Source organism: Psychrobacter sp. VH5, assembly GCF_050572635.1.
Lineage (GTDB): Bacteria > Pseudomonadota > Gammaproteobacteria > Pseudomonadales > Moraxellaceae > Psychrobacter > Psychrobacter celer.
Map to the genome: position 1 here is coordinate 1,781,421 of NZ_CP192145.1, position 24,645 is coordinate 1,806,065.

18 protein-coding genes are annotated in these 24,645 nt (G+C 43.7%); all 18 read right to left on the minus strand.

What is annotated here, in order from left to right; genetic code table 11:
• Window positions 1-20 precede the first annotated feature (20 nt).
• The 18 genes from ACNFVB_RS07520 to ACNFVB_RS07605 all read right to left on the minus strand — a co-directional run bounded on the left by ACNFVB_RS07520 (window position 21) and on the right by ACNFVB_RS07605 (window position 24,622).
• A complete protein-coding gene (locus ACNFVB_RS07520) occupies window positions 21-686 on the minus strand; it encodes a DUF6708 domain-containing protein (RefSeq protein WP_430737069.1) in 666 nt (221 codons plus the stop codon).
• 418 nt (window positions 687-1,104) lie between these two features.
• On the minus strand, window positions 1,105-4,452 hold the full coding sequence (locus ACNFVB_RS07525) for a toxin VasX (RefSeq protein ID WP_430737070.1): 3,348 nt from the start codon (window positions 4,450-4,452) through the stop codon (window positions 1,105-1,107).
• Entirely contained in the window at window positions 4,449-5,321 is an 873-nt protein-coding gene (locus ACNFVB_RS07530; protein ID WP_430737071.1) for a hypothetical protein, read from the minus strand. Before ACNFVB_RS07530 ends, ACNFVB_RS07525 begins: the two co-directional genes overlap by 4 nt.
• A 2-nt stretch (window positions 5,322-5,323) precedes the next feature.
• Window positions 5,324-8,032, minus strand: a complete 2,709-nt coding sequence (locus ACNFVB_RS07535) for a contractile injection system protein, VgrG/Pvc8 family (protein WP_430737072.1) — start codon at window positions 8,030-8,032, stop codon at window positions 5,324-5,326.
• Between the two features lie 132 nt (window positions 8,033-8,164).
• On the minus strand, window positions 8,165-9,283 hold the full coding sequence (tssA, locus tag ACNFVB_RS07540) for a type VI secretion system protein TssA (RefSeq protein WP_430737073.1): 1,119 nt from the start codon (window positions 9,281-9,283) through the stop codon (window positions 8,165-8,167).
• On the minus strand, window positions 9,280-12,093 hold the full coding sequence (tssH, locus tag ACNFVB_RS07545) for a type VI secretion system ATPase TssH (RefSeq protein ID WP_430737074.1): 2,814 nt from the start codon (window positions 12,091-12,093) through the stop codon (window positions 9,280-9,282). The genes tssA and tssH overlap by 4 nt, the downstream gene beginning before the upstream one ends.
• A gap of 15 nt (window positions 12,094-12,108) precedes the next feature.
• Window positions 12,109-13,110, minus strand: a complete 1,002-nt coding sequence (gene tssG / locus ACNFVB_RS07550) for a type VI secretion system baseplate subunit TssG (RefSeq protein WP_430737075.1) — start codon at window positions 13,108-13,110, stop codon at window positions 12,109-12,111.
• Window positions 13,074-14,897, minus strand: coding sequence for a type VI secretion system baseplate subunit TssF (gene tssF, locus ACNFVB_RS07555; protein WP_430737076.1), 1,824 nt, complete (start codon window positions 14,895-14,897; stop codon window positions 13,074-13,076). Before tssF ends, tssG begins: the two co-directional genes overlap by 37 nt.
• A 63-nt stretch (window positions 14,898-14,960) precedes the next feature.
• Entirely contained in the window at window positions 14,961-15,440 is a 480-nt protein-coding gene (tssE, locus tag ACNFVB_RS07560) for a type VI secretion system baseplate subunit TssE (protein WP_192995191.1), read from the minus strand.
• Between the two features lie 125 nt (window positions 15,441-15,565).
• The gene (locus tag ACNFVB_RS07565) at window positions 15,566-16,069 is read right to left on the minus strand and encodes an Hcp family type VI secretion system effector (RefSeq protein WP_075100784.1); all 504 of its coding nucleotides are present in this window, start codon (window positions 16,067-16,069) and stop codon (window positions 15,566-15,568) included.
• A gap of 66 nt (window positions 16,070-16,135) precedes the next feature.
• Window positions 16,136-17,614 carry a type VI secretion system contractile sheath large subunit gene (tssC, locus tag ACNFVB_RS07570; protein WP_430737077.1) on the minus strand — a complete coding sequence of 493 codons (1,479 nt, stop codon included), beginning with the start codon at window positions 17,612-17,614 and terminating at the stop codon, window positions 16,136-16,138.
• Window positions 17,615-17,616: 2 nt separating this feature from the next.
• Window positions 17,617-18,129 carry a type VI secretion system contractile sheath small subunit gene (gene tssB, locus ACNFVB_RS07575; protein ID WP_192995194.1) on the minus strand — a complete coding sequence of 171 codons (513 nt, stop codon included), beginning with the start codon at window positions 18,127-18,129 and terminating at the stop codon, window positions 17,617-17,619.
• 112 nt (window positions 18,130-18,241) lie between these two features.
• A complete protein-coding gene (locus tag ACNFVB_RS07580) occupies window positions 18,242-19,024 on the minus strand; it encodes a hypothetical protein (protein WP_430737078.1) in 783 nt (260 codons plus the stop codon).
• A 34-nt stretch (window positions 19,025-19,058) separates the two neighbouring features.
• Window positions 19,059-19,424, minus strand: coding sequence for a hypothetical protein (locus ACNFVB_RS07585; protein WP_192995196.1), 366 nt, complete (start codon window positions 19,422-19,424; stop codon window positions 19,059-19,061).
• 1,071 nt (window positions 19,425-20,495) lie between these two features.
• On the minus strand, window positions 20,496-21,380 hold the full coding sequence (locus ACNFVB_RS07590; RefSeq protein ID WP_430737079.1) for an ABC transporter ATP-binding protein: 885 nt from the start codon (window positions 21,378-21,380) through the stop codon (window positions 20,496-20,498).
• Window positions 21,381-21,395: 15 nt separating this feature from the next.
• The gene (locus ACNFVB_RS07595; protein ID WP_430737080.1) at window positions 21,396-22,382 is read right to left on the minus strand and encodes a FecCD family ABC transporter permease; all 987 of its coding nucleotides are present in this window, start codon (window positions 22,380-22,382) and stop codon (window positions 21,396-21,398) included.
• Between the two features lie 69 nt (window positions 22,383-22,451).
• On the minus strand, window positions 22,452-23,309 hold the full coding sequence (locus tag ACNFVB_RS07600; RefSeq protein ID WP_430737081.1) for a heme/hemin ABC transporter substrate-binding protein: 858 nt from the start codon (window positions 23,307-23,309) through the stop codon (window positions 22,452-22,454).
• 179 nt (window positions 23,310-23,488) lie between these two features.
• Window positions 23,489-24,622 carry a ChuX/HutX family heme-like substrate-binding protein gene (locus tag ACNFVB_RS07605; RefSeq protein ID WP_430737082.1) on the minus strand — a complete coding sequence of 378 codons (1,134 nt, stop codon included), beginning with the start codon at window positions 24,620-24,622 and terminating at the stop codon, window positions 23,489-23,491.
• Window positions 24,623-24,645: the final 23 nt, after the last annotated feature.

A 24,645-nucleotide genomic window follows, 5' to 3' on the forward strand; every position in this document is an offset into this window, starting at 1 on the left:
TAACACATTCCAGTTTTCATCTAGGCAATCACCAGCATCACATACAATATCGACCCCACAAACCATATGACATTAATTGCAATGCCTGAGTACCATTTTATTTTCATTTTTCGGTTTTGATTGTTAAAGGCGGCCTTGCGCTCTTCTGTGACAGGTAGGATGTTATACGGATTGTGCTCACCGTCCCACATGAGCCGTCTTTGCACTTCAGGATGCAGTGCAGGATTAGCACTCGATTGATAGATATTGCCTTCGGCCAAGTCTAAGTAACTGACGGTACAAGCACGCAACCAACCCATAAAGGTCACTTCATGTTGTAGTCCAGTCAGACCCTTGTCTTTTTTCTCTTGAGCAATATCGGCACAAGCCAGTAGCGATGTGCTGATGTCTGTTGGACACGCGTGGGCATATCGTGGGTCAAGCGGTAGCTCGTCTGCGGGACGCTCCATATAGGTACGAATAAACGTCCATTGGTCGTAAGGGCTAAGTTGCATGTCTTCGAGATTAATACTTTGAATGGTTTGGTTGGTTTTCGGATCAATCACATGCAAGTTTAGGGCTTCATATACGACGCGACTATTGCGTCGAACCGAAGCGACGATATCTTTATAGTCAATTAAATGAAAAACAGGCGCTTGTTTGCGATTATGCTCATAATAGGCAATTTGCTGGGTCTGCTTTAACAATACAATTTTATTATAGTAGGATTTTTTGTTTTTAAACTGTTTATATGCTAAATATGGTAATAATCCAAACATTAAAATAGACATTAGCTGTACGATAATTAAGAAAACAGCTATCCAGTCAAAATCACTTTTAAATAAAATATCATAAAAAATAACAACTGAAATAAATAAAGTTTGCCCAAATAACCAACTAAAGCAATAGGTCATTAAAAAACCAACCAATTGATATGAGTTAATAATGGGGTGAAACAGTAGATAATCTGGGTTTACCTCATGCACATCACGGCTCAGCTTCTCTATACTAGATATTTTTTCTCGATACGCAGGTATGCTTCCTTCCCAAGGTCGGCTTAATAGCTTTTCTATGGAGTGAGTATTGTTGGGATAATTGTAGATCATTATTTTTTCCAACCTTTTTTTAGTAGCTATTGTTATCTAAATAACTGACGTCTTTTAGCGGATATGGCGGATTTCGGCTACTATCAGGCGTATAGGTCACAATCACTTTTGCGTTATTGATATTCTGCGGTTCAAACTTTAATAACTGCGTATCAATGATAAACTGAGGTTCCGATTCTTTTTTAGTCTCTTTTTTTGTCACTATAGGCAATAATCTCTCAAGAGCTGATGATTTAATATTACCTGCAGCAGGCTCATCACTGGCAGAGTTATAGAATGTCGCCTTATATAGGTTTTGCTCTCTGCCACCTTTATCAGCAACTACCTCTATAGTCAGTTGGCTTGTTTTGTCCCAATTTCCAATGTTAATTTGACTTTGAAATAAGGTCAGATGCTCTTTTACAATCTCGAGGACTGGCGGAAGTCTTATCTCACTGTTTGTGTTTATTTTGTGCTCCACAGGTACATTACCTTGAAAGGTTTGCAAACGATTATTGGCTAAGAACAAGGTGCAAGCCGTGATAAAGCCGCTAATATCTTGCTCCAAACTATTAAAAGCCGGTTTATCTTGAAACGGATTGATCAGATAATAATCTTGTCCTCGCATGGCTTTATGGCCAAATACGCTATTGTCTAGCCAGTACTCTATCAATGTATTGTTTTTATCATCAAACTTATAGGCTAGACGCTGAAAAGTATAGCTTAGGGTCATACCGACAAACATAATCGCTAATAGTGGCAGAGCAGGTAATGCGGCGGCTGGCGATGCTATCGCTAACAAACCTAGATTAAATCCAGCATAGGCTGAGGCACTTATTGAAACAGCGGCTAGTCCTGTTAAACCAGTTGAAAGTCTATTCCCATCATTAAACTTACGATAGCCATAAATTGCTAAGCTTCCTACCTCAAACGTTGCGCCAACCACACCTAACCATCCTGCACGATAGACAAGTCTATTGGCAAAACTGGTTCTGCTAAGCACGCTAGCTCCTGATGCTGCCACATCCATACTCGCCGTGACTAACGCAAGCCCAGAGCTGATAGTACCTAATTGCTCTTGCGTTAGCCGTAGCGGGTCGCCTGCGTATTTTAATCTGGCGAGCGCTGGTACACTGGCTATTACTGCATTTAGCTGAAAAAATGCGATAAAAGCCGATACTCCTCCTGTCGTTATATTCTTGATGTTATTATGCCACTCAATACCCTTTGCAGCTAATGCGTCAGCATCCAGCTGATCAAGGTTAATAGGTTTTTGACCATCATTGAGCTGGCTTAACTCACTCATACCTTTACCTGTTGCGAGGGCTTTATCAAAATATGGTAAGACCCACTTTTCAGCCTGTTGTAGATTATCAATTTGTGGCGTACGCACAATTGTAGTATCAGTGACGGCTTCAGCGACACTCTTAGCACTATTTTTAGCTCGTCTGGCACTGTTATTAATCTTATCGACCCATGATTTTGGAAATACTGCACCCATAGCGAAGTTTGCAAAATTGACAATCGTATCTGCTGTAGCAGTCACTTCTTTCCGGATAACTGTCAGTCCTGAGTGACCATATACACTAATCTCTAGTGCTTTATACAAATTTCTGAATGCTTTTGGATCATGAAAACTCAATGCTAATAAATTTTGACTTAACGTTTGAATCAATTTATTTTTATTAACAGCTGCGCTTCGCTCACTATTAATCTTTATTTTATTCAACGTTGTAGCACTCACTCCTTCGACAATATAACCTATTCCAGATCCAACTGCTTCAGAAGCTCTGTCTTTCTTGCTAAAATCATAGATGATTTCAACCAGCTCCTTATCCAAACCCCCAAGTGCTTTCAATAGCCAGTTTTGATTGATTTTTATGCTACTACTTATCTGAGGCAGTAAGGCTTTTTTAAACTCCTCTTCAGTAGCGGCATCACTTTTTGGTGCAGTCGATTCAAAAGCGTCAAGCATACTTTTTGGGATACCAATATTACTATCGTCAATACCGCAGCCTGCGATACAACGAGCAACCATAGATTCATAACCTTTAGCAGTCTGTTCATCATGAACAAGATCAATATCAAAATCATTCTCTATAATGAATTTAAAATCCTCACTATTTATAGCTTTAATGAAATTTTTACGAGCTTCAACAATACTTTCTTTGAGTTCGATTATCTTTTTTGACTCCTGTAAGTAGGAACGGTAGTTATGAGTTTCAATATGTTTAAATATCAAGTCCTCTGGATCTGTATCTGAAAATATATTATTAAGCACTGTACCTAAATAATCATTATTACCCCAGTTAAATACCTCTTTACCTTCAAACTTTGTTGTCTTAATACTTGCCTTTTCAAGATTTTTTATTATTAAAGCATTAATAGTTTTACGAATATGATCACGATCTTCTGATAGTTCACTGAGTTGACTAATCAAGTAGTTTCGCTTCTCCGCGGCTGCAATGACCTCTCCTACAGGATCAGGAAGAGCGACCATCATAGGCTTTATTTCTGAAGCAAGAGCTTCATCGTATTCTGTAATACCCCTCTCCATGCTTCTATAAAGCTCTGTGGCCGCTACCGTACCTCCTGATATATCTTTACCTCCACTTTGTTCCAATACATCAACTCTACTAGCGATATCCTTACCTTGAGCCAGTTGCTTACGCCGAGAGAAACTTTTTATATAGCCAGTTTCATTCACGCTCATATTAACGGTGTTTTTATTGCCAGTTAAATCATCAGCGATGAACTTTTGCATACGTTTATTACGTAGTTCTTTGTTATCAACATATTCTTTTAATGTAGATTTACTCAGTTTTACATGACTGACCATCAACCATGCTATATCTCCTTGAAGCAAAGTAATAAATTTACTATCCAACGTACTATGATTTTCTTTTGTACAATTAAATGGTTGTACATCTTCTTCAATGTTATCGTTAGTAGACTCATCTATATTCTGGACTTGTATCTGTCCAGGCTTATTAGATCTTTCTTCAAAGTCCTCACTCCATAAAGTTTGTAGTTTTTTCAACGCACCGTCTGAACCAGTGTAGTATTCTTCAAAACTATAACCATTACTGTCCTCAATATAACAGTAAAGATAAGCATAGCTTGGCAGGCTGGCAACAGCAGTATGACTGGATGGTGTAGAGACAATATTGTGGGGAAAATATCGCTCATCTTGAGGCGATACCTTATAATCTATTTTACTCAACACCACAGGTAATATCGGAATACCTGTCTTTCCGCATTTATAATCACACGAGGCATTTACAATAATGGTAAACATTTCAACTTTAGCTACTGTTTCTCCGTTTCTTTCTACGAAAACAATAGTTCCAGTTGGGGCTTTACTTTTTTCTTCTTGGTTATCACTCATACCGCTACTCCCTCATCTTTCATCCGCTCCAAATCTCTAACAATATGATTGACTGCCTGCTGTTGCGTGATCTGACGCTTAGCAATGAGTGAAGCTTGGCTAATGACCATCTCATAAACTTGAGTCGTAATTATCATCTGATCCTTTAATTGCCGTAGTATCATATTCATCCACTCTGTCTGCTCAAGCAATTGCCACTGCTGCTGATTAAATCTAAAGGGCAAAGGTCTTAGCTGCTCTAACGCCACCTCCGTATCAGACGGGTATACTTCGCTGGGTGTCGGCAACGTTATCTCTGTAAAGGTGTTATTCCAGTCTACATAGTGCATACGAGGTAGACCCAATTGATATACTTGCAACTTTTGCTGACTAATCCATAAATAGGCCAGCAACTGTATTACTCTCGGATCCCAATAACGCAGATAGCGGCGTTTGTTTGATCCTAGTCCATATGCTTGTCCCATCAGATACAGACTTTGTTTTAACTTTTCAGTAATCGGTTGCTCAAACAACCACAAGCAAACGCTACGCGAATGCGGATGACCTGCTATGTCATTGATATTCTCGTATATGCTCAAAGCCAATAGTTGCTCTAGTAGACGTTGACCTGTACTGTTATCTAACTGAATATCAACAACAGCTAAGTCATCGCCAAAGGTATGATGAATACGTTTTACACGCTCAAATGACAAATCTATATCGCAGTCAAGGATGTTAAATACTTCTGTCCCATACGCATTTAGATCAATGATAACCGTTAACTGCTGATACTGGTGATCGGAGATGACCTCATACACGGCTTTGAGCTGATCTTGGTACTCCTCAGTACCTTGTATGTCGTCCAAATACTCTACTTTTGGTAATGGCATGTCTAGACGGCTCCGCCTTTTTTACCTGTGCTTTCTGTCTTGGCGACACAGTCTTCCAGCTCGTCTTGTGGCATTGTAATGGTTGGACTACTTCCACCCCCACTGCCCCAAACCACCTTACTCGCCTTATATCCCACCTGAGCAGGCGTAATAAACGTCACATCCCCCCCTGATAGCTCAATACCACTCCCTGCCGCTTTTATGGTCAACGTATCAGGGGCGATGATCTCAATATTATCTCGGCTATGGATGCGTAGGACTTGCTCACTGTCGAGTCGCATTTGTTCTTGATGGGCTTGAATAGTGACATCGCCATGGGCGGCGGTATGGGTCTGTGCTTTGTTTGAGTAATAGTGAATGTCGCCTACCACCAACTGGTTCATCTGCGTTTGGCTATGATGGTGAGTACTACCTGTCGCATGACTGTGCGTGCTCTTCGTGCTGGTATGCTGACTGTGTTGTCCACTTAATAGGGCTAGATGACGCTGGGAGTCGATTAGTAGATGAGGTTGTTGCCATTGTCCAGATTCATTTAATCTGTTGTCGTTGGTGTCTTGGCTGAATTGGACAAAGGGGGTTTGACTGTCTGCTGTATTGCCGCTTTGCTTGTTACTCGCATTGCCTTCTAGTCCAACTGGCTGATGGGTGTCAGCTAGCTGTGTGTAAGCTTGTTGATGCTGGTCAGCAGTTTGCAGTTTGCTATGACTGTCATGACTCTTATGCTGCTTTGATTGACTGTCAACTTGATGGCTGCTGATGTGTATGCCTGTGCTGCCTTGTACATTGGCGGCGGCTTGGGTCTCTATACTGATGCCCTGTCCACGTGCTTGACCACGAGTATGGTCGCTATGTTGGTACAGGTGACCGAGGGTGAGACTCGACTGGTAGCTGCTGCTATACAGGTTGATTTGTGGACTGTCAGGATGAGCGTCAAACATGAGCTGGTTGTAGCCGTTGATAGCGTGGTCTTTAGTCGCTTCTCCGGTGCGACTGCTATCAATGCTTTGGGTTTTGATGCCGTCGATGGGATACGCATGGCTTTGGTTGATAAACCAAACGGGACTGGTGGCATCAATGAAGTCTGTGTCACTGGCGATGCGGTTGTGCTGGGCGTCGTCGTTACCCTGTCCGTTATGGGTGCTGCCGATGATGATGGGATGGGTGATGTCGCCGCCAATAAAGTCAATGAGGACGTGCTGTCCGTGACGCAAAGGCTGGGTGTGTCCCATGTGATCGCCGACGAGGTGGCTGGCGATGGGTATCCAGTGCGCGCTGTCGTCGCTACTATCTTCACTTTGCCAGTGGTAACGGATATGAGCGCGGTGGTTGCGGTCATTATCTACCGCACTACTGCTATTGGTGTCTATGATACTAGCGCTCATCAGACCTGTCAGACTCGGATGCGGTTGTCCTAGTCGGCTAAGCTCCTCTTCGTAGGGAATGTGGTAGTGATGCGGAAATGGCAGATAGCAAGCGCTGATATGGTGGATGTTTTCATTATCATGTGCCTGGTTTGTATTGGGCTGCAAGGTTATCGGGTCAAAGGGCGCATGTCCAAGCCAGTCCGCTGGTATGTGGTTGTTGATACTGTGGTGAATGGAGACTAGGCTTATTGGTTCGGTGACATAAGGATTGCCTTCAATGTCGTGGACGCTGGGTAGACTCAAGTGACGGATATTGCCTGTAAGACTACCTATATTAGCCAATTGCACTTTGCTTTTCTGATAGCGAGTCGCAAGTTTGTCCAGTCCGTCGTCGTTTAGATAGCTATGGCTGTGGATAAAGCGTTTATGTGTGCTCGGACTGGCGGATTCTATCGTTTGTTCTGTACTACTATGTCCACTATATAGTCCAACGAGGCGGTTATCGTAGCGGTAAAACTCGCTGTTTTGGATGTGCTGGACTATTTGTGGGCGTATGGCAGTGATACGATCTTGTCTATCAGCAAGACTGGCCGGGTTTTGACTTAAGGTACTGTGAATATCACTGGCGTCTGGGCGCAAGGCTTCGGCATCATGCGGTAATAAAACTAAGGTATGACGGTCTATATCATGACGGTAGTAGCCAGTAACACCAAAAAGTGCCAAATACTGAGTTAAGTAAGCCAGATCGGTTTGGTTATATTGCACGCTATGCTGGATATGATAGTCGTCAGCGCTACTTAAGCGCTCGTCAATCTCAACGTTTATGTTATATGGGCTAATAATATCTTTGATAAGCTCACTTAGACTTAAATGATGATGACGGCGGTTGTAACTGCTCAAGCGTAGCTGACTAAGAGCTGGTTCACAGATGATGCGATAAGCAGCCATACCACTGTTGCTACCTAAAGCGATGACTTCGGTGATGATACCGTGGCGAATTTGGCTCGGCAGTAGCGTATCAGCCGTATGCCAGTGAATAGCAAGACTTTGCCCTAGCCAGCCTTTGGTATCCAGGCCTGCTTGGGGATGTAGCAAGGTGAGGCTGATACGGTAGCCACAATAGAGGGCGAGCTGGCGCTGCTGATAAGATAGCTGACGTTGGTCTTGGTGGTAGGGACTTGGATAGGCGGTGGGCGCTGGCATCAAGGCAGGCTTATCCCAGACGCTATCAGGCAATGGCATGCCGAGCAGACTCTCAACAAGGTCTGCTTGCTGTATCAGACTCATGGCGATATCAGGATGGGCGCTAGTAAGTTGCACGTGCCGCTTAGTTTGAGTCCATACCATGATGCGCCCTTCTCTCTAAGTCCAAAAGTTGAAAGTTTAAAATGATAAAATTTAGGGATGCTGTATGCATAAAATACATAAATTGCTCAAACCTTACTTACCGCTCAAACAACTGTCTAATTGAAAAACCCATCAATAACCATCGTTAGACGACTCTCGTTTTGGCTGAATACCAATCATGTCAGAAATACTGGCAAGCTGATCTTCGCTCTTGATGATATGCGAAAGCCATTGGTCCAGTGGCATATCTGCCCAATCAATGGCACGGCCAAGTAAAAACGTCACAGGACTGTGTGGCTCATTGGTCGCAAAATAGTCTTGGATTTGCCCTAATAGTTTGAGTGCTTGCCGGCGGTTGCTTTGATGATCACCACTGTTTGGCTCAAAACCTTGCGATACGCCATTACTGGATGTCTTAGCGCGAACCTGTACTGTTTCATGATTATCATCGGTCATCGCTTCTGTCGATGTATCGTCTAACATCACTTGCTCAGGAATCAGCGGCATTAAATGCTGTATTAACGCGTCTAATAGATCAGTGACAGGCGCAAAGACGGGGGCATCCATTCCCATCAGATCATTTAGCTGATCGGTTAAGCATTGCCACTGCGTTTTGACCAGACTTAACTCTGTGATAAGGGTTCGTTGCCAGCTATCATGACTGTCTTTAATGGCTTGGTTGTACTCGTCTAGGCTCAACTGACCACTATCATCATCTGGGTTTTTTTGCCGCTGTTTATCGTGTTCGCGAGCAGTTAAATAATAGTTATAGTTATAAATATTACTCTTGCTATCAGAAAGAGGCAGCTGCTTAAGATCATCTGTCAAGGCTTTGACGAACCATGACAGCAGGCCCGCCCTAATATCCATGCTATCTTCTTCACCATCTAACGGCGGATACATCGTCAGCCAGTATTCATCGTTGAGAGCTTGCAATAGCTGTAATCCGTGACCAACACCTGCCAAATGATTGGTGTGACTAAGCGCATCAACGTACCAAAGTGCCAACTTTAAGTCTTTACTTTTATTCACCAAAAGTCTGGCACACTCTTTTTTTACAAACTCCCAATCAGCAACCTTAAGCTCGGTCACCCAAGTTCCTTGCGCCAGCAGTGGATCGTCCTCTTGACGAGCAGCGGCAATAGCCTCGAGACTCATATCAAAAGTCAAATCCTCGCCCACACCGTGATGGGAGTCCATAATAGGCGCGATAAGTGTACTTATGGGCATCATATTCGTATCATTCATCATGATGCTTCCTGATTCTGACTTTGTTGCGCCATTTGACTGAGTGCTACAATAGAGTCACTAACTAAACGGCAATCGATGTGATCCTCATCATTAACAAAGACGGTAATTTGATTGAGTATCCTTTTTGTTTCATCATGAGCGAGCAGATGAGTGGCAATCTTTGGCAATAACGTTTGGCTAATAATCGCATCGGCATTACGTGCCCCTGAGTCCACTTCATGACAACGTGACAATATCAGCTCAATAACCTCCGAATCGACGATACACGGCACATCATAATGAGCACGAATACGACTCGTGACTTTGTCTAGCTTAAGGCGAATAATTTCCGCAAGTGCATCATCTGTCAATGGATAATATGGAATCACTGTCAGTCGACCCAAAAACGCAGGCTTAAATGCCTTATACAACTGCGGATTAATCGCTTGTTTTAGATGATCACTGTCAGGTAAGCAAAAGTCAGTAACGGTAGGATCAGTATTGATACATTGCTGCATAATAGTAGAGGATCCGACATTGCTAGTCAGCATGATAAGCGTGTTTTTAAAGTCGATTAAACGCCCTTCGCTATCTTCCATGACCCCTTTGTCAAACACCTGATAAAACAAATCTAAAACGTCGGGATGGGCTTTTTCGACCTCATCAAGTAATAGCACACTATAAGGACGACGTCTGATCGCTTCTGTCAGCACTCCGCCCTCACCGTACCCTACATAGCCCGGCGGCGAACCTTTTAAGGAAGCCACACTATGTGCTTCTTGATATTCTGATAAGTTGATGGTGATTAAGTTACGTGCGCCGCCGTAGAGCACATCGGACAATGCCAGCGCTGTTTCTGTCTTACCTACCCCGCTTGGTCCTACCAGCATAAATATACCTTGAGGACGATTGGGATCATCAAGGCGTGCTTTGGCTGTATGGATGCGCTTAGCGATAGCGTCAATAGCATGGTCTTGGCCGATAAGTCGTGCTTGTAGCGTGTTTTGCAAATTCAAAAGACGGTGTTTTTCGTCACCTGCCATGTCATTGAGGGGTATTCCTGTCCAATCAGAGACAATCTGCTTGATAACCTGACGATCCAGAGTTGGGTGCACTAATCGATACTTTTTTTGAGCACGCACTAATGCTTGGGCGACTTCTTGATAATCCGACTGCGTGTCCAGCCGTGCCTGAGCACTCAAAGGCTGACCTTCATCGTCTATACTGTCATTTAATACTCGCTCAAGTTGATCTAGCTGCGCGTTCAGCGCCAACTGCTCTTGCCAGCATGCTGTCATCTCATGGATTTTCTGCTGGTTTAGCTGACGCTGTTCGTCTAATACTGCAATTTTTTGACTAACCTTGTGTTTGTCTTCCATCAAACCGATACGTTCAAGCTGTTGGTTGAGGCTACTGATGTGCTGCTGTATCTGCTGCTCGGTAGCATGCAACTGATCGAGTTGATTGGGTAAGGCAGTTTTAGACAAGCTCACTCGAGCAGCAGCGGTATCTAACAAACTCACCGCTTTATCAGGCAGTTGTCGATCACTCAGATAACGCGCTGACAGCTCAACGGCGGCCTGCAAAGCATCATCATCAATGGAGATAGCAAAGTGTGCTTGCATCTTTTGACGTAACCCGCGAATCATAGCAATCGCCGTTTCGATGTCAGGCTCATCGACTTTGACGACTTGAAAGCGGCGAGATAAGGCGGCGTCTTTTTCAAAGTATTTTTTGTACTCAGACCACGTCGTTGCGGCGATGGTTCTAAGCTCACCTCTTGCCAATGCTGGCTTTAGTAAATTAGCCGCGTCATTTTGACCAGCCTGCCCGCCAGCACCGATTAAGGTATGCGCTTCATCAATAAACAATATGATAGGCTGAGTCGATGACTGCACTTCTTCAATGACTTGTTTTAAGCGGTTTTCAAACTCTCCTTTAACACTTGCACCGGCTTGTAGCAGCCCTAAATCAAGGGTGCGGATTATGATATTTTTTAGTTGGTCGGGTACTTGCTCTAAGACTATCTTTTGTGCCAACCCTTCGACCACAGCAGTTTTGCCAACGCCTGCTTCACCCGTCAAAATAGGATTGTTTTGGCGTCGCCGAATCAATATATCAATTAATTGATGTATTTCAAACTCACGTCCAATGACAGGGTCGATCTCGTCAGCACAGGCTTTCGCTGTCAAATCATGGGTATACTTATCCAGTGCAGGGGTGGTCGTTTCAGTAGACACCCTATCATCATCCACCCCAAAGCGCGCTTGAGTATTATCCAGCGACTGAGAGGGATGAGCGCCCTCTGCATGAGCATAACTCGCCACCTCACTGCTTTCTGTACTGCCAGCGCATTGTTTTTCATAGTCGTTTTTTAAAGCGTGACGATCGATCAAACATAATGAATCAGGCAAAGCATGTAATAGCGCTTGATAACTATCATAACCCAGCAACACTAGCAAAATATGCCCTGAGCGAATCTCGATTTGAGGCTTAGTATGCTCATGTTTATCAGTATATTGACTGCTAGCAAGCATCCAAGCGTCCTCTAGCAGGGTGATGAGCTGTACACTAAACACAGGGGTCACACCCATAGCAGATGGCAGTTCTTCTATCTTATTTAATAACGCTTCTTTTAAAAAAGTAGAGTCAATTTTATTGGTTTTTAGAATTTGGCTAAAATCATTATAAGGCGAACGACTTAGCTCATATAAAAAATGCAGCACATCTACATCACGATTACCCTGTTCGATACATAAGCGGGCCGCTTGTTGTAAGCATTTGCGGCAGCTGGGCGTCAACCTTGTGATTACTGCTTTTAATTGACTCATAAAACTCTTCCTTTTTTATTGAACGGGTAATGCATAATAAGTGTCTTTAAAGTCTGTATAGGCAGGCTGAGATACCAAAAATCCTCCACGGCCCAATCCACCAAACTCACTTTCTGATAGTGACAACGGCTTTACTTCCTTTTTGTCAAGCTCAAGCTGCACATCAATCGCCAAACATACCCCACACCATTTGCGTATAAACTCTATAATAACTTGATGAATATCACCCTGCGGCAGCAGACGAATATAACGCTCGGCATCTAATTGATGAAAGATAATTTTGATTTTACTATCAAACTGAATCACCCTCGCTCCGCAAAACGCTGAGACCCCTAGCTGCATATGCTGAGTCCCGAGAGCTGTCTGCTCTGTAGCAGGTAGATCAAACCACTCAGGGATGAATTGCTCAACACTGATCTTGATTTTCAAAAAGTGAGACAGCACATGTGCCAGCTGATCAGCGCTCAACCGACCAGGCGAAATCCTACCTGCATAGGCGATCAAACTGTCGATACTGGTCAGGCTAGTAGGCTGGCGTGCTAGAGCCCGTAAACTTAGTAAATACTTATCTTGATTGTCATCTAGCTCATACTGTATAGGCAGGTTATAAAACCAGCTGGCTTTCACGTACAAACTGGTCAACCTATGGTTAAATAAATCTAAAAACTCAGGCGCAGCACCGTCTTTAATATGACGCACACGCATCGCAAGCTGATTAGTATAAAAAGCTGGCAGCGCAGACATAGGGCCTGTCAAGCCAATGTGCGCAGGATAGATCTCGACCTGTCTAACACAGTTATTCATCGACTCTTGAGGTACTAATGTCATCGACTCAATCTCAGCAAGCGGATAGGCCAAGGATAATGAGGAACGAAAGCGTATCTCAATCGGCACATTTCCAATTTGAGCTTGACGGTGCAGCAGTCTGACCGCTTGCAGTAAATCAAATCGCTGCGGCTCATCAAACAGTGGCGCTATATCTACATAAGAGGTGTCAGACCACTTCTTGGCTGGCATCGACAAACCTCCTCTCTGGTCACGGCATCTAATATGATTACTTCTACAAAGCTATTTAAGCTGGCATGATACCCAAGCACATAAGACAATAGCTGTGCAAACTGACGAATACTTACTCCAGAAAAATGACTACGATTGATACAAATATCAATAATGGTGCCACGAACAAATCCTGGCTGCGGAGTACGCTGAATTCTTCGTGCTTCAATTCGTGTCTCAACTGACACGATACCGTCTATTAGTAGCGCATTAGAAGCTGACTGAGTAATATCATAAAGCGATAAATACTCTTTAATGAGCTTAGCATCTTTTGACGCGAGCGATAAAAAGTTGAGACTCAGCATCGAAATCAGCCGCCAGCGCTCATCGCCAGTGTACTCAAACCGTGCGGTTCGCGATGGCTGTTTAAGTAAGGACACGCTACTAAAGCCTGTCATGCTATCGCAAAACAAATCTCCGCGGCTTTGACCAAATACAATTTGAGAGGGTAAGTCTCTATTAGTACAGGTCAAAACCGCACTCATACTAACTGACTCTGTTGTCGCTACAGACGACTTATCTGTGAATAAGATTTGATACTCGAACCCTTGCTGAAAGTCCGCCATATCTTTATCACGTTTGACATGATAATAACGACCATCGTTTTTTTGTTCATAGTGCGTAAGCGCGTAAAAAGGATGATAAACCTGCTGGACTTGTCGGTTATTAATCTGCTTTGACTCAATTACCTTCTCAACATCATAAATTTCGTGTTGAAAGAGTGCACGTGCATCTGGAACTAAGTCATAATACATCGACTGCTGTGTGACCAAAATAGGCTTAGCAGCGGTTTTAAACAAGTTAACTACAGGCGTACAAAACAACTTAAGACTGCTGCTGTCGAGCTGCTGTAAATTTTTAAGACGTATGGTGTTTTTTTTATCGAATTTAAAATAACAGCGCAACTCAAACCCACTACTATCTATAGTGAACTGTGAGCTGTGATCACTTAGGTCTAGTTGCAAAAAGTTAAACTTCTCTGGAAAATAAAAATACTCTTTTAAAAGCGCGGCTGATGAGTTGGGAGCGCGATGGTTGGGCAGTAATTGCTGCTCAGGCTCAAACCCCAAAGGTTTGAACGGACTGCCAGCAATAACATGTTTTTTATGAGTAATGATGTGAGTCTGCTTAACATCACACCATAGTAAGTCCCAAAGGCTCGTGCCTTGGCTAGCATCTTGATCTATATATAAATCAACACCAAGATGTAGTAGCTGCTGGTAGTCAAATCCTGCATTTAGCCCTTTAAACTGAATGCTGATACAACCATTTAGCAACCCATGCTGAGGATCGCTGACCTCCTGATGTGTTTCAAACCGAACATCACTGATGCTAAGGGGAAATAATGTCACCGATTGGGTAGATTGGAACTGGCACGCAGTACCATTTATTTTCTGAGTAAAAAACTTGTGGTGTTTGTCCACAGTAATAGGTTCGCTTAAACTATGTGCGTGTACACCTAAATTAAACTGAGCAATAGAGACCGATGGAAATGGCTTGATATAATCAGGATACAATACTGATAAAAGCGACTCTGTAAAATCAGCATAAGAGTCATCTAATTTTTTATTGATGCGTGCGCTGATGAGTGAAAAAGCTTGAATCAGGCGTTCGATATGAGGATCGTCCACCGTATCATGTGCCATCAACAAGCGATTGGCAATTTTAGGATACTTTTTTGCAAACTCTTTAGATTGCTTATTAAAAAGTGTCAACTCATGCTCAAAGTAAGGAAGTAAACTATCCATAACGCCTCAATATATCGATAACCATGGCTCTAACATCTGCATATATGACTGAGCTTGCCGTATTCACTTAACATAATAACGCTGAAAGCTGGGTTCAAAAAACGCATCGAAGCTGACCAACTCACGAGCAGGATAAACCTTAAGTAATGCTTCAATAGAAAAACAAAGCTGGTTGACGTCAACTGCGCCAATATCTAGTGATACTCGAACATTTCTAAGTCGAAGATCTTGCTGTTCTATAGTTTTTGCAATCTGGCGGCAGATATAGTCACAGTCTGCTGGGTTGGCACTACTCAAACCGACAAAGTCTAAAATGCCAAAATTAAGCACAGAGGCACTGACAGTTGGATACTCTTGTAGACGATCTGACATCACACAGCGCGTATTAAGCAGGGCCTCCAAGTCTTTTGCAACAGAAGCCTTAAGCTCATTAATATTCAGACGGCGCACCACCATTTGCTGCTCATGATAGCGCGGCTGATCATCAAACAGCTGCTCAAACAGATTAAGACGAAACCCACTTTTCGTATCGCTATAACTCATACTTCTCACTTTTCATCCATGTGCTCTTATGACAAAAAAGAAAGGCTCAAAAATGACCTTTCTTTTTATGAGCAATTAGGGCGTGTTGAACACGCCCTAACATGGATGCTATCGATTTATCTATTTTAGGCCGTATAAGTCGCAGTATTGTTGGCAAGTGACCATTTCTTAGTCACCGCACCTTTTGCCGTACCATCGATATCTTGCTGAGTATAAGTCCACTCAACTGCCGCGTATTTGATACCTACCTTCTCAGTTGGTACGCCTTCTGCACGCACCATTGGCTCAACACTTGAAATGAGCGCATGCTTTAATTTAATTTCAAGATATTTAACGCGCTTATCGCCATTTGCACGATAAAAATCAATTTGGATCTCGTCAAATGTATAACCAGCAGAACACGCTTCCCAGAGCTTTGGACTTGTTGAGTCTAGGTCTTTGACAAATGACATATCTGCATGTTCACAGCGCTCAGAGGTATGACCACCGACACTACTCGCTGTCGCTGATTTTGGTTGACGAATCAAATGATCCCAAGCATTTACCTCAAGCCAACCTTTATGCTCACTATCACGAGACTCGCCATCAATCTTATATTTACCACGGAACTGAATGTAAATATCCTTCATATTGCATACCCTTTAATAACAATTAATGTGTTTTAGTGGTTCTTATTTACTACTGGTTTGACACGATCAGCTGTTGCTGGTTTGCGGCAGTTGTGTGACCAGACGCAAAGAAACTGACAACTCATCGAGCTGAAAGTGTGGTCTTAAAAAAACCACAGATTTGTAGACTCCAGGCTTTCCTGGCACTTCCACAACTTGTACTGATGCCTCACGTAGCGGATACTGCGCTTTTGCTTCTTGTGAGGCGCCATCATCGAGTAAGACATAACGCGAGATCCAATCATTCAAAAAGGATTCCACGTTACCTGGTGCTAAAAAACTGCCGACTTTATCGCGCATCATCGCTTTTAGGTAGTGAGCAATACGAGAGGTTGCCATAATATATTGCAGCTGCGTAGACAACATAGCATTCGCATTGGCATCATCATTCTGATAGGTTTTGGCCTTTTGCACAGATTGAGCGCCAAAAAAAGCCGCATAATTGGTATTTTTGCAATGGACTAACGGAATAAAACCCAAGTCGCTTAACTCTTTTTCACGTCGATCTGTAATGGATATCTCGGTTGGACATTTGAGCGCCAAATCACCTTCATCTGTTTTAAAGGTATGAACAGGCAAGCCTTCAACCAAGCCACCCCCTTCTACGCCGCGTATCGCTGCACACCAGCGATAATCAGAAAATGCTGAGGTCAAGCGTGATGCAAAAGCATAGGCGGCATTTACCCATAAGTAATCATCATGATTGGATCCTGAAACACCTTCAACAAAGTTAAATCCATCAACCATTGTGCCATCCTTAGGGTTGTAAGGCAGACGGCCTAAGAAACTAGGCACTGTCAATGCGACATAGCGAGCATCATCAGACTGTCTAAAGGCACGCCATCGAATATACTCTGCTGTTTCAAATATTTTAGATAAGTCTCTTGGTCGACCAATATCAGTAAATGAATCCAACCCAAACATCTCGGCCGATGCAGCAGACACAAAGGGTGCATGTGCTGAGGCTGCCACATGTGAGATTTGTTCTAATAAATACATATCAGCATTTTGACGAGTAAACTCAAAATCGCCAACCAAGGCAGCATAAGGCTCACCGCCAAAGCTACCAAACTCTTCTTCATAGATTTTCTTAAACAATGTACTTTGATCAAAATCTATTGAAGACTGAAAATCCTTGGTCAGCTCACGTTTGGTCGTGTTGAGCATACGAATCTTTAACATAGACTCAGAGGGTGTTTGGCTACATAAGTAATGTAAGCCGCGCCAACTTGATTCCAGCTTTTGAAACTCTGGGGCATGCATAACGGTGGTTAACTGCTTTGAAATTAGCGCATCGATCTGAGCAATACGACTATCAATAGAAGCTGCCAGATTATCTGACAATGTCACCGTGCCTTGCATCACCTCGTTAGCTAACTCAGCAATTTGAGACTTTGCCCGCATTTTTTCATCATCAGACTTTGCAATATTACTTTTATTAACTATATCTTCGAGTAAATCATACTCATCTGTTACCGCAGGGTTTGCTATTAATTGAGCGCTCATACTTACTTCCCATCATCAGATATATTATTGCCTGCCATGTTTTTGACTTGTTCGGTATTTTTTAGAACTTCATCTAATAAATCTTCAAGTTTTTCATTTGCAGATATCTTATTGCGCAGATCAGCCAATCGGTCACGGGCAGCGACCAATTGCTTCAAAGGTTCAATCTGATTGGCAACTGATTCAGGGCGAAAGTCATCGATAGCATTGAACGCTAAGTCAACGGCAAACTCCCCGCCTTTTTCGCTAAGCTCGTTTTTGACTCTAAACGTTGCGCGGGGCGCTAACCCTGACATTACTTCGTCAAAAGTATCCAAGTCAATTTCAACGAACTTCTTATCTTTGAGTCGAGGCTGCTCAAGCGTTGAATCCCCAGAAAACTCTCCCAAAACACCAACGACAAAAGGAATCTCTTTTGTCTCAATAGCGTCTCCTACTTCCACATCATAAGTAAGATGTACACGGGGTGCCCGTACTTTACCCAATTTCTTTTGAACACTGTCGTTATTTGCCATATGCGTTACCTAAGCTGTTTGGATTTTTATCTAACAATTACTGATAGTCTCTGATGATTATTGATGCGAATAAATCTAGTAATTAGCCCTATTACCATAAATACGAAACGAATCAACGTAAAATACCAAATGGATCGGTTGGTGCTGAAGAGCTGGGTTTAACTGGGGTGCGTTTGGTCGGTACTTTTTGTTTCGGTATCACTGTTTTGGTTATTCGACGAGGCGCCGCATTTTTTTTCCTAGTACGCTCTTTTTTATGGGCAGATCTTGCACGGGCGGGCTTGGTATTTGTCAATTTCTTAGTACGTACGACAGGCGTGGGTAGCGACTCGTCATAGTTAAATCCATGAACGTTGCCATATATTTGGCTTAATGTCATTTTGTATTCATTGATAAACTTATCACTGCTACCATTTAGATAACCTGCTTCTAATTGACTACTAACCACTTGCACGCTGCTATCTAGTAGTATCTTTTGAAGAGAAGCGGTACTTTCCCCTAACTTCGTAGCTTCGCTTACCGAGTAAAGCGCATAAGTGTAATAACCATTGTCGTAATATATTTTTGCCAGGGCTTCCCAAGCAAAGCGATCTTTAGGATTAGCAGTAACGGTTTGATTTAGCGCCTCAACAAGCGTATATAGTTGAGAGGACTGCCGCTTCTCTGATGACTTGATAGCCTCATACTGTTTCATGATGCTAGACGTTGAAGATGTATCGTCGCCATGAGCAACGCTAAAGCCTGCCCCCATTATGACAAGGCCTGTTATGATGGCTTTTGCAGCCCTTATATTGATACTGTATGTCATCACCCTACTACTTAATTGTTGAGTATAAAAAAGGATTACTACTAAAGCGCTTCTTTCACCTGAAAATGTAGCTTTAAAAGAGAGCATGCTCTTTAGCCTACACGCCAAGACTGTAGTGTCTCTACAGCTTTTTTTCTGTATTGACCAACGTGATCACATCATTCAACGTTTCTTTTATTTTCGCTTTTTCGGGCTCAGCCATCACTTCATTATTATGATAAACACTCACGTTGTTTTTTGAGAGTTTTAACGCAGACATCATCGCTATTTCTCGGGCAGTCACCAGTTGATTGTTTTTGCCAAGTGCTTGATTGGCAGCTCTTAACGCCCTAGCATAACTTTTTGATTGATAATACTTTTTGGCCATAAACTGCCATTGGGCGGCTGTCACTTTTTCACTATCTTTTTCGTTGGTTAAATACGCTAAAGAAGGTGATGTCAACACACTTCTAGCAGCAGAAGGTGCGTATGACGTGTCTTTTTTCATACTAGAAGTACACCCTGCTAACAACACTGAAGTGGTCAAGCCAATGCATAACCAACAAATGTTTCGGTATTGAACAAAAGATATCGGTATCATAGATAAAACATCGCTAAAACAATAATTGGCATTTTGTACGACAGCAATAAATGTTACGTTTACGCCCCGATATCGATTCGACACTAACAACAGGCGTTTGTAATGTAATTTTGTATTACTGAAATGTGACCCTAAGTATACATACACCTGACAATATTTCAATAAAATTTACAATATTTTGTATAACTTATTCGATAATGATTATTTTTTCTCCGGCTGCGCTCATTATGCGATGGTCTTTATTCTATATTTATACTTCACAGCATCATTATTTAATCAATTTTCGCCGTTGACACTATATTTACGACCACTCATCAGATATGTCTTAGTATTTTACTATTTGTCATACCTCTCACCCAGACTACTGTCACCTGACAGGGATACACCAAGATACTTATAAATGTTGGTTTTTTATGACTATTTCATAGTTTTAGACAGGATCTAGATGTCTACTTTTTATATTTTTCACTGACAAGTATCGAAATTAGTTTTCTATTTTGGCCATGAAAGATTTTATAAGATAGGTTGCTAATAAGCAAAAAAAATGGTGGGAATCATATTAAAACACTAGGGCGTGTCTTTATTCAAAAATGGTAATAAAAATGAGATAAATTGCGGAAAAACAAGAGAAATAGCGCCGTTAATATCGGGATATCCACCAGATATTTGACGATAGTTGGCAAAATTTGGTCATTTTTAGCCCGTCTAGATAACTATCTAGTAAATTGAAGACACGCCCTAATCAGCTATTAGGGCAATATTAGCTTTTTATTTCAATATGACTATTCAATTGAACATAAAACGTGCTCTGACGTTTTTTATATACTCGATCCTAAATAAAACTGGCAGGCAAGAGACTATATGCCAAGTGCTGCTGGTAGTTGTTTGACGCAGCATCGAGCGGTGTAGGCACAGCACACAAGAAAAACAAATACCAGTCGCACTGGAGCTGTTTTAAAGTAGATTGACTGTATATGGTTATACAAACACCATCCCATCTTCGGTCTGATGTGCCTTGATATCGACATCGTAGGCAGCGCTGAGTCGTTGACGGGTCATTACCTCAGTAGGCGTGCCTTGGGCAATAACTCTCCCACCGTTTAGTAGTACCACCTCATCGGTATAACGATAGGCATGGGTCAAGTCATGCAGCACTACCAAGATACTTTTGCGCTGCTCATGTACCAGGGTGTGTAAATAATGCAATAAAAAACGCTGATGGCGAATGTCAAGATGGTTGGTCGGCTCATCAAACATCATGATTTTGGTGTCTTGCATCAGCGCCCGCACGATAGCCAAGCGCTGCTTTTCCCCGCCTGACAAGGTTTGCACACGGGCATCGGTTAGATTTGACAGCTCAAAATCTTGCAGCAAGGTTTGCGCGCGATCAACATGGTGACGATTTGGCCGCTGATACCAAGCAAGGTTTGGCGAGACGCCCAATAGCGCATAATCAAGCACCGTAAGCGGCAGCTCAAAACGCTCATGTTGCCCAACCCAAGCGATATGACCATCACGCATCATCTCATCGATAGGCTGGCCTTGAGCTGTGATATACCCCTGTGTTTTTAACGCCACCCCAGTATGCTGATCCAATACTGTATGCAATAACGTGCTTTTACCCGCGCCATTGGGCCCGATAAAGGCGACGAGCTTTTGGCTTGGCACGGTTAGCTTGTCTATTTTTAGCAGCACTTTGTCACCATGCGAGATATGAATCTCTTGCATCGACAACAGCTCGCTTGCTTTCTCATGACTTGTATTATTATTTTGACTCGGTTGCCCTGTTTGCATTGACCGTACTGGCCGCACGGGTTTTGCTGCCGCAGCGCTGCGTCCACTTTGAAAAAATGAATCAAGCATAGTTACTCCTATCAATTAACGGCGGCTACTGCGCACAAACAGCCAAATAAAGAAGGGGCCACCAAGCAGCGCTAACACAATGCCAACAGGCACATCCACTGGATAAGCGACATGCCGCGCTGTGCCATCAATGAGCAGCAATAATATCGCCCCAAGCCAGCCCGACCAAATCATCAGCCGCATACGCCCGCCACCAAACAAAATAGCCAGCAGGTTGGGCACCATCATGCCAATAAAGCCGATGACGCCGGCTAAGGACACCGCCGCTCCTGTCAACAATGCCGAGGCAATCACTACCAGACAGCGCACCACTCCCACCTTGATACCCAAGGACTTAGCAGCGGCCTCCCCTAGCATCAACCCATCTAACTGCCGACCTAAGGGTAATAAGATAGCCAGCCCCAAGATCATAGAAATCATCGCATAGCGCAGCGGCACAAACCCCGCCTCCGCCATACTGCCCGACAGCCAATTGGTCGCCGAGCGCAGCACCATATCATCAGACATAAATAAAATCAGACTGACCACGGCCGCACAAAACGCACTGATCACAAACCCTAATATCAGCAGACCCATCTGCCCGCCGCCCAAAAACCGATGACAAGCGAGAATAAACAAACACACCAATACGCTTCCGCTAAAAGCGGCAAGCGGTATGCCAACGCCGCCAATCCCCAACGCCAATACCAGCACCACCCCAAGCGCTGCCCCACCTGACGTACCGATTAGGCTCGGATCGGCTAATGGGTTTTCAAACAATGCCTGCAGCGCCGCCCCGCTGACAGACAACGCCATACCAACCAGCAATGCCGTCACCACGCGCGGATAGCGCAGCTGCCAGATAGTATCGTCAAGATGATTGGGGCTTGACCAGTCGCCAAAACCAATACCAAGGGCCAGCCAAATCAGTAGCAGTGATATGGCCGCCGCCACCAGATAATAAAGGCTGTGCTTGTATTTACTTGATAATACAGGGGTCGGTACTGCTAGTGTATTTGCCATGGAAAGTATCGTTTTATTTAGATAAAAACTCAGTGAGTATATTTGCTTGATTTAGATTGTTTACTTAGGCTATTTTGCGAGTGCATTTAGCTTTTTTAGCACTTCAGGCGACTGTAAGCCATAACGCAAAAAATCATCGGCTGGCCAAAAATGGACGTCGCCATTTTTACCTGCTGTACTGGCAGCAACCTCAGGACGCTGACTAAATTGACTGACACCGCCAACGACTGCCTCATTATGCTCGGCAATGATAATCACATCAGGCTTGGCAGCCAGCCAGCCTTCTCTCGACAAGGGTTTTAGCCCCGATACGTTGGCGGCATTTATTCCGCCCGCACGGCGAATCAGCTCATCGCCTACTGTGCCCTTGCCAGCGACAATACGGCCATCGTAACTTAGCAGATAGCGCTTACCGGTTTTTGCCATAGGACTCATCCCTGCCTGCCAACGCTTGGCGAGCTGCGATCCGGCAGCTTTTTTATCGACATAACTGCCGACGGACTTGATACTGCTGGTAAAGGTGCTGACTTCTTCTTTGGGTGCGACATTGACGGCTTTGACTTTTAGTCCATTTAGGCGCTGATAGATACTCGCCGGCTGTACCATATAGCTGCCGAGCACCAAGTCAGGCTTTACCGCCAACACCGACTCGGCGGTGATATTACGGTGCATGCCCACAGCGGGCACGCTCTTTAGCGCCGGATTTTTATTGGTAGCATCTTTACCTACCAGCTTATCGGTCGCTCCTAACGCCACGACCACATCGGCGACATCGGGACTCATGGCGACGATACGCTCATAAGCTTGAGCAGAGAGCGACGGCACGGCCAATATACTAAGGATGGCAGCCGTACTGATAGCACCACGGGTACGTTTTTTATTGATAACTGAGTGCGTGAGTGTTGTTTTTGATAAGGCAGAAAGCATACGTATTCCTAATTTACTAACGTAAAAAATGACCCTATATATAGCTAGCTCAAAACAAAATGCTTATAAATTCATACTCGTTGCACGTTCATATGAGCGTCTCGATTTTATTTTGAACTGACTATGTGTATAAGCCATTAATGTTAAATAATTATCCAAAATTGATTTTTATGATTGATTTATGCGCTCTCTACTTCAGCCATGACTGCTGGTGCTGACGCTTCTGTATAGGCATGTTCGTCGACAACATTAGCAACTATTTGCTGCCATTCAGCCAGCTCAGGTGTGCCTTCGAGTCGTTGACCAAACACGCTAAAGACACTCGACCCTTTATTATCAAAGCCCTCAATACAAGTCACGACGCCATCTTTGGTAGGGCGCCTCACGCACCATACTTGCGCCAAAGCTTTGTCTTTGAGATGCAGGGTAAAGTCATTGTGGTCTTTGTCTAAAATATTAAACCAATCCCCCATGCGCTTAAGCGTCTGCACCGTACCCGTCTGAATTTGCACAAGTCCGCTATTACCGACAAATATCATAATCGGGCATTTGGCATCACGGGCCTGCGTAAATACCGCCTCGACAGCGCTAATATCAAGCTGCTGCGTCATCTGCTCTGGCGCTTGACGGTAGCTGCTGGCACGGTCGATATCGAGATTTTTTAATAATGAATGAAACTGATGCACATCTGTCATTGCCTGCCAGCCTTGTTGGAGCTGCGTGCGTGCGCCTTCATTCAGCGCCTTGTAGCGCCAGTCACTTAGCGGCGCTTGTACCTCTAACGTCAGCGTCTCCGTATTTACCGTCTGCTGCTGCGCCGCAATCAGCGCCTGCCAGCTGGCGATATTCTCATCACTTAATTCGCGCAGATAGACTTTATCAATCGCCGCTCCCTGACCGTTATAAAACTGAATGCTATAAGACGGTTTGCCTGTGCGACTGGTATCGGTGACCGCCAGCATATGCTGCCACTGCCACATAAAAAACCGTAAATCCAGACCACCAACATTGAGCGCCAATCCCATCTTTTCGCCGAGTTTTAAATTGTGATACGGCGCAGTTTTTTCATGTACGGCCAGATCGTTTCTGACGATGCTCTCAACACTGCCAAAGCGTGCAAACTGCTGTAGCACCGCTTTGCACTGCTCTCCGATGTACTGACTGTAAGGGGATGCGAGCATCAGCTCAAACTCGCTGACCCCCAATGCCGCCGCCCCTTCTGTCGGAAACAGCATCGGCGTGTTTGCTTTTAGTGCTTGGTACTGTTGCCACAGCTCGGTATTTTTTGTGATTAAAGATAACGGTTGACTCATGAGGGTCTCCATAAAATAAATAA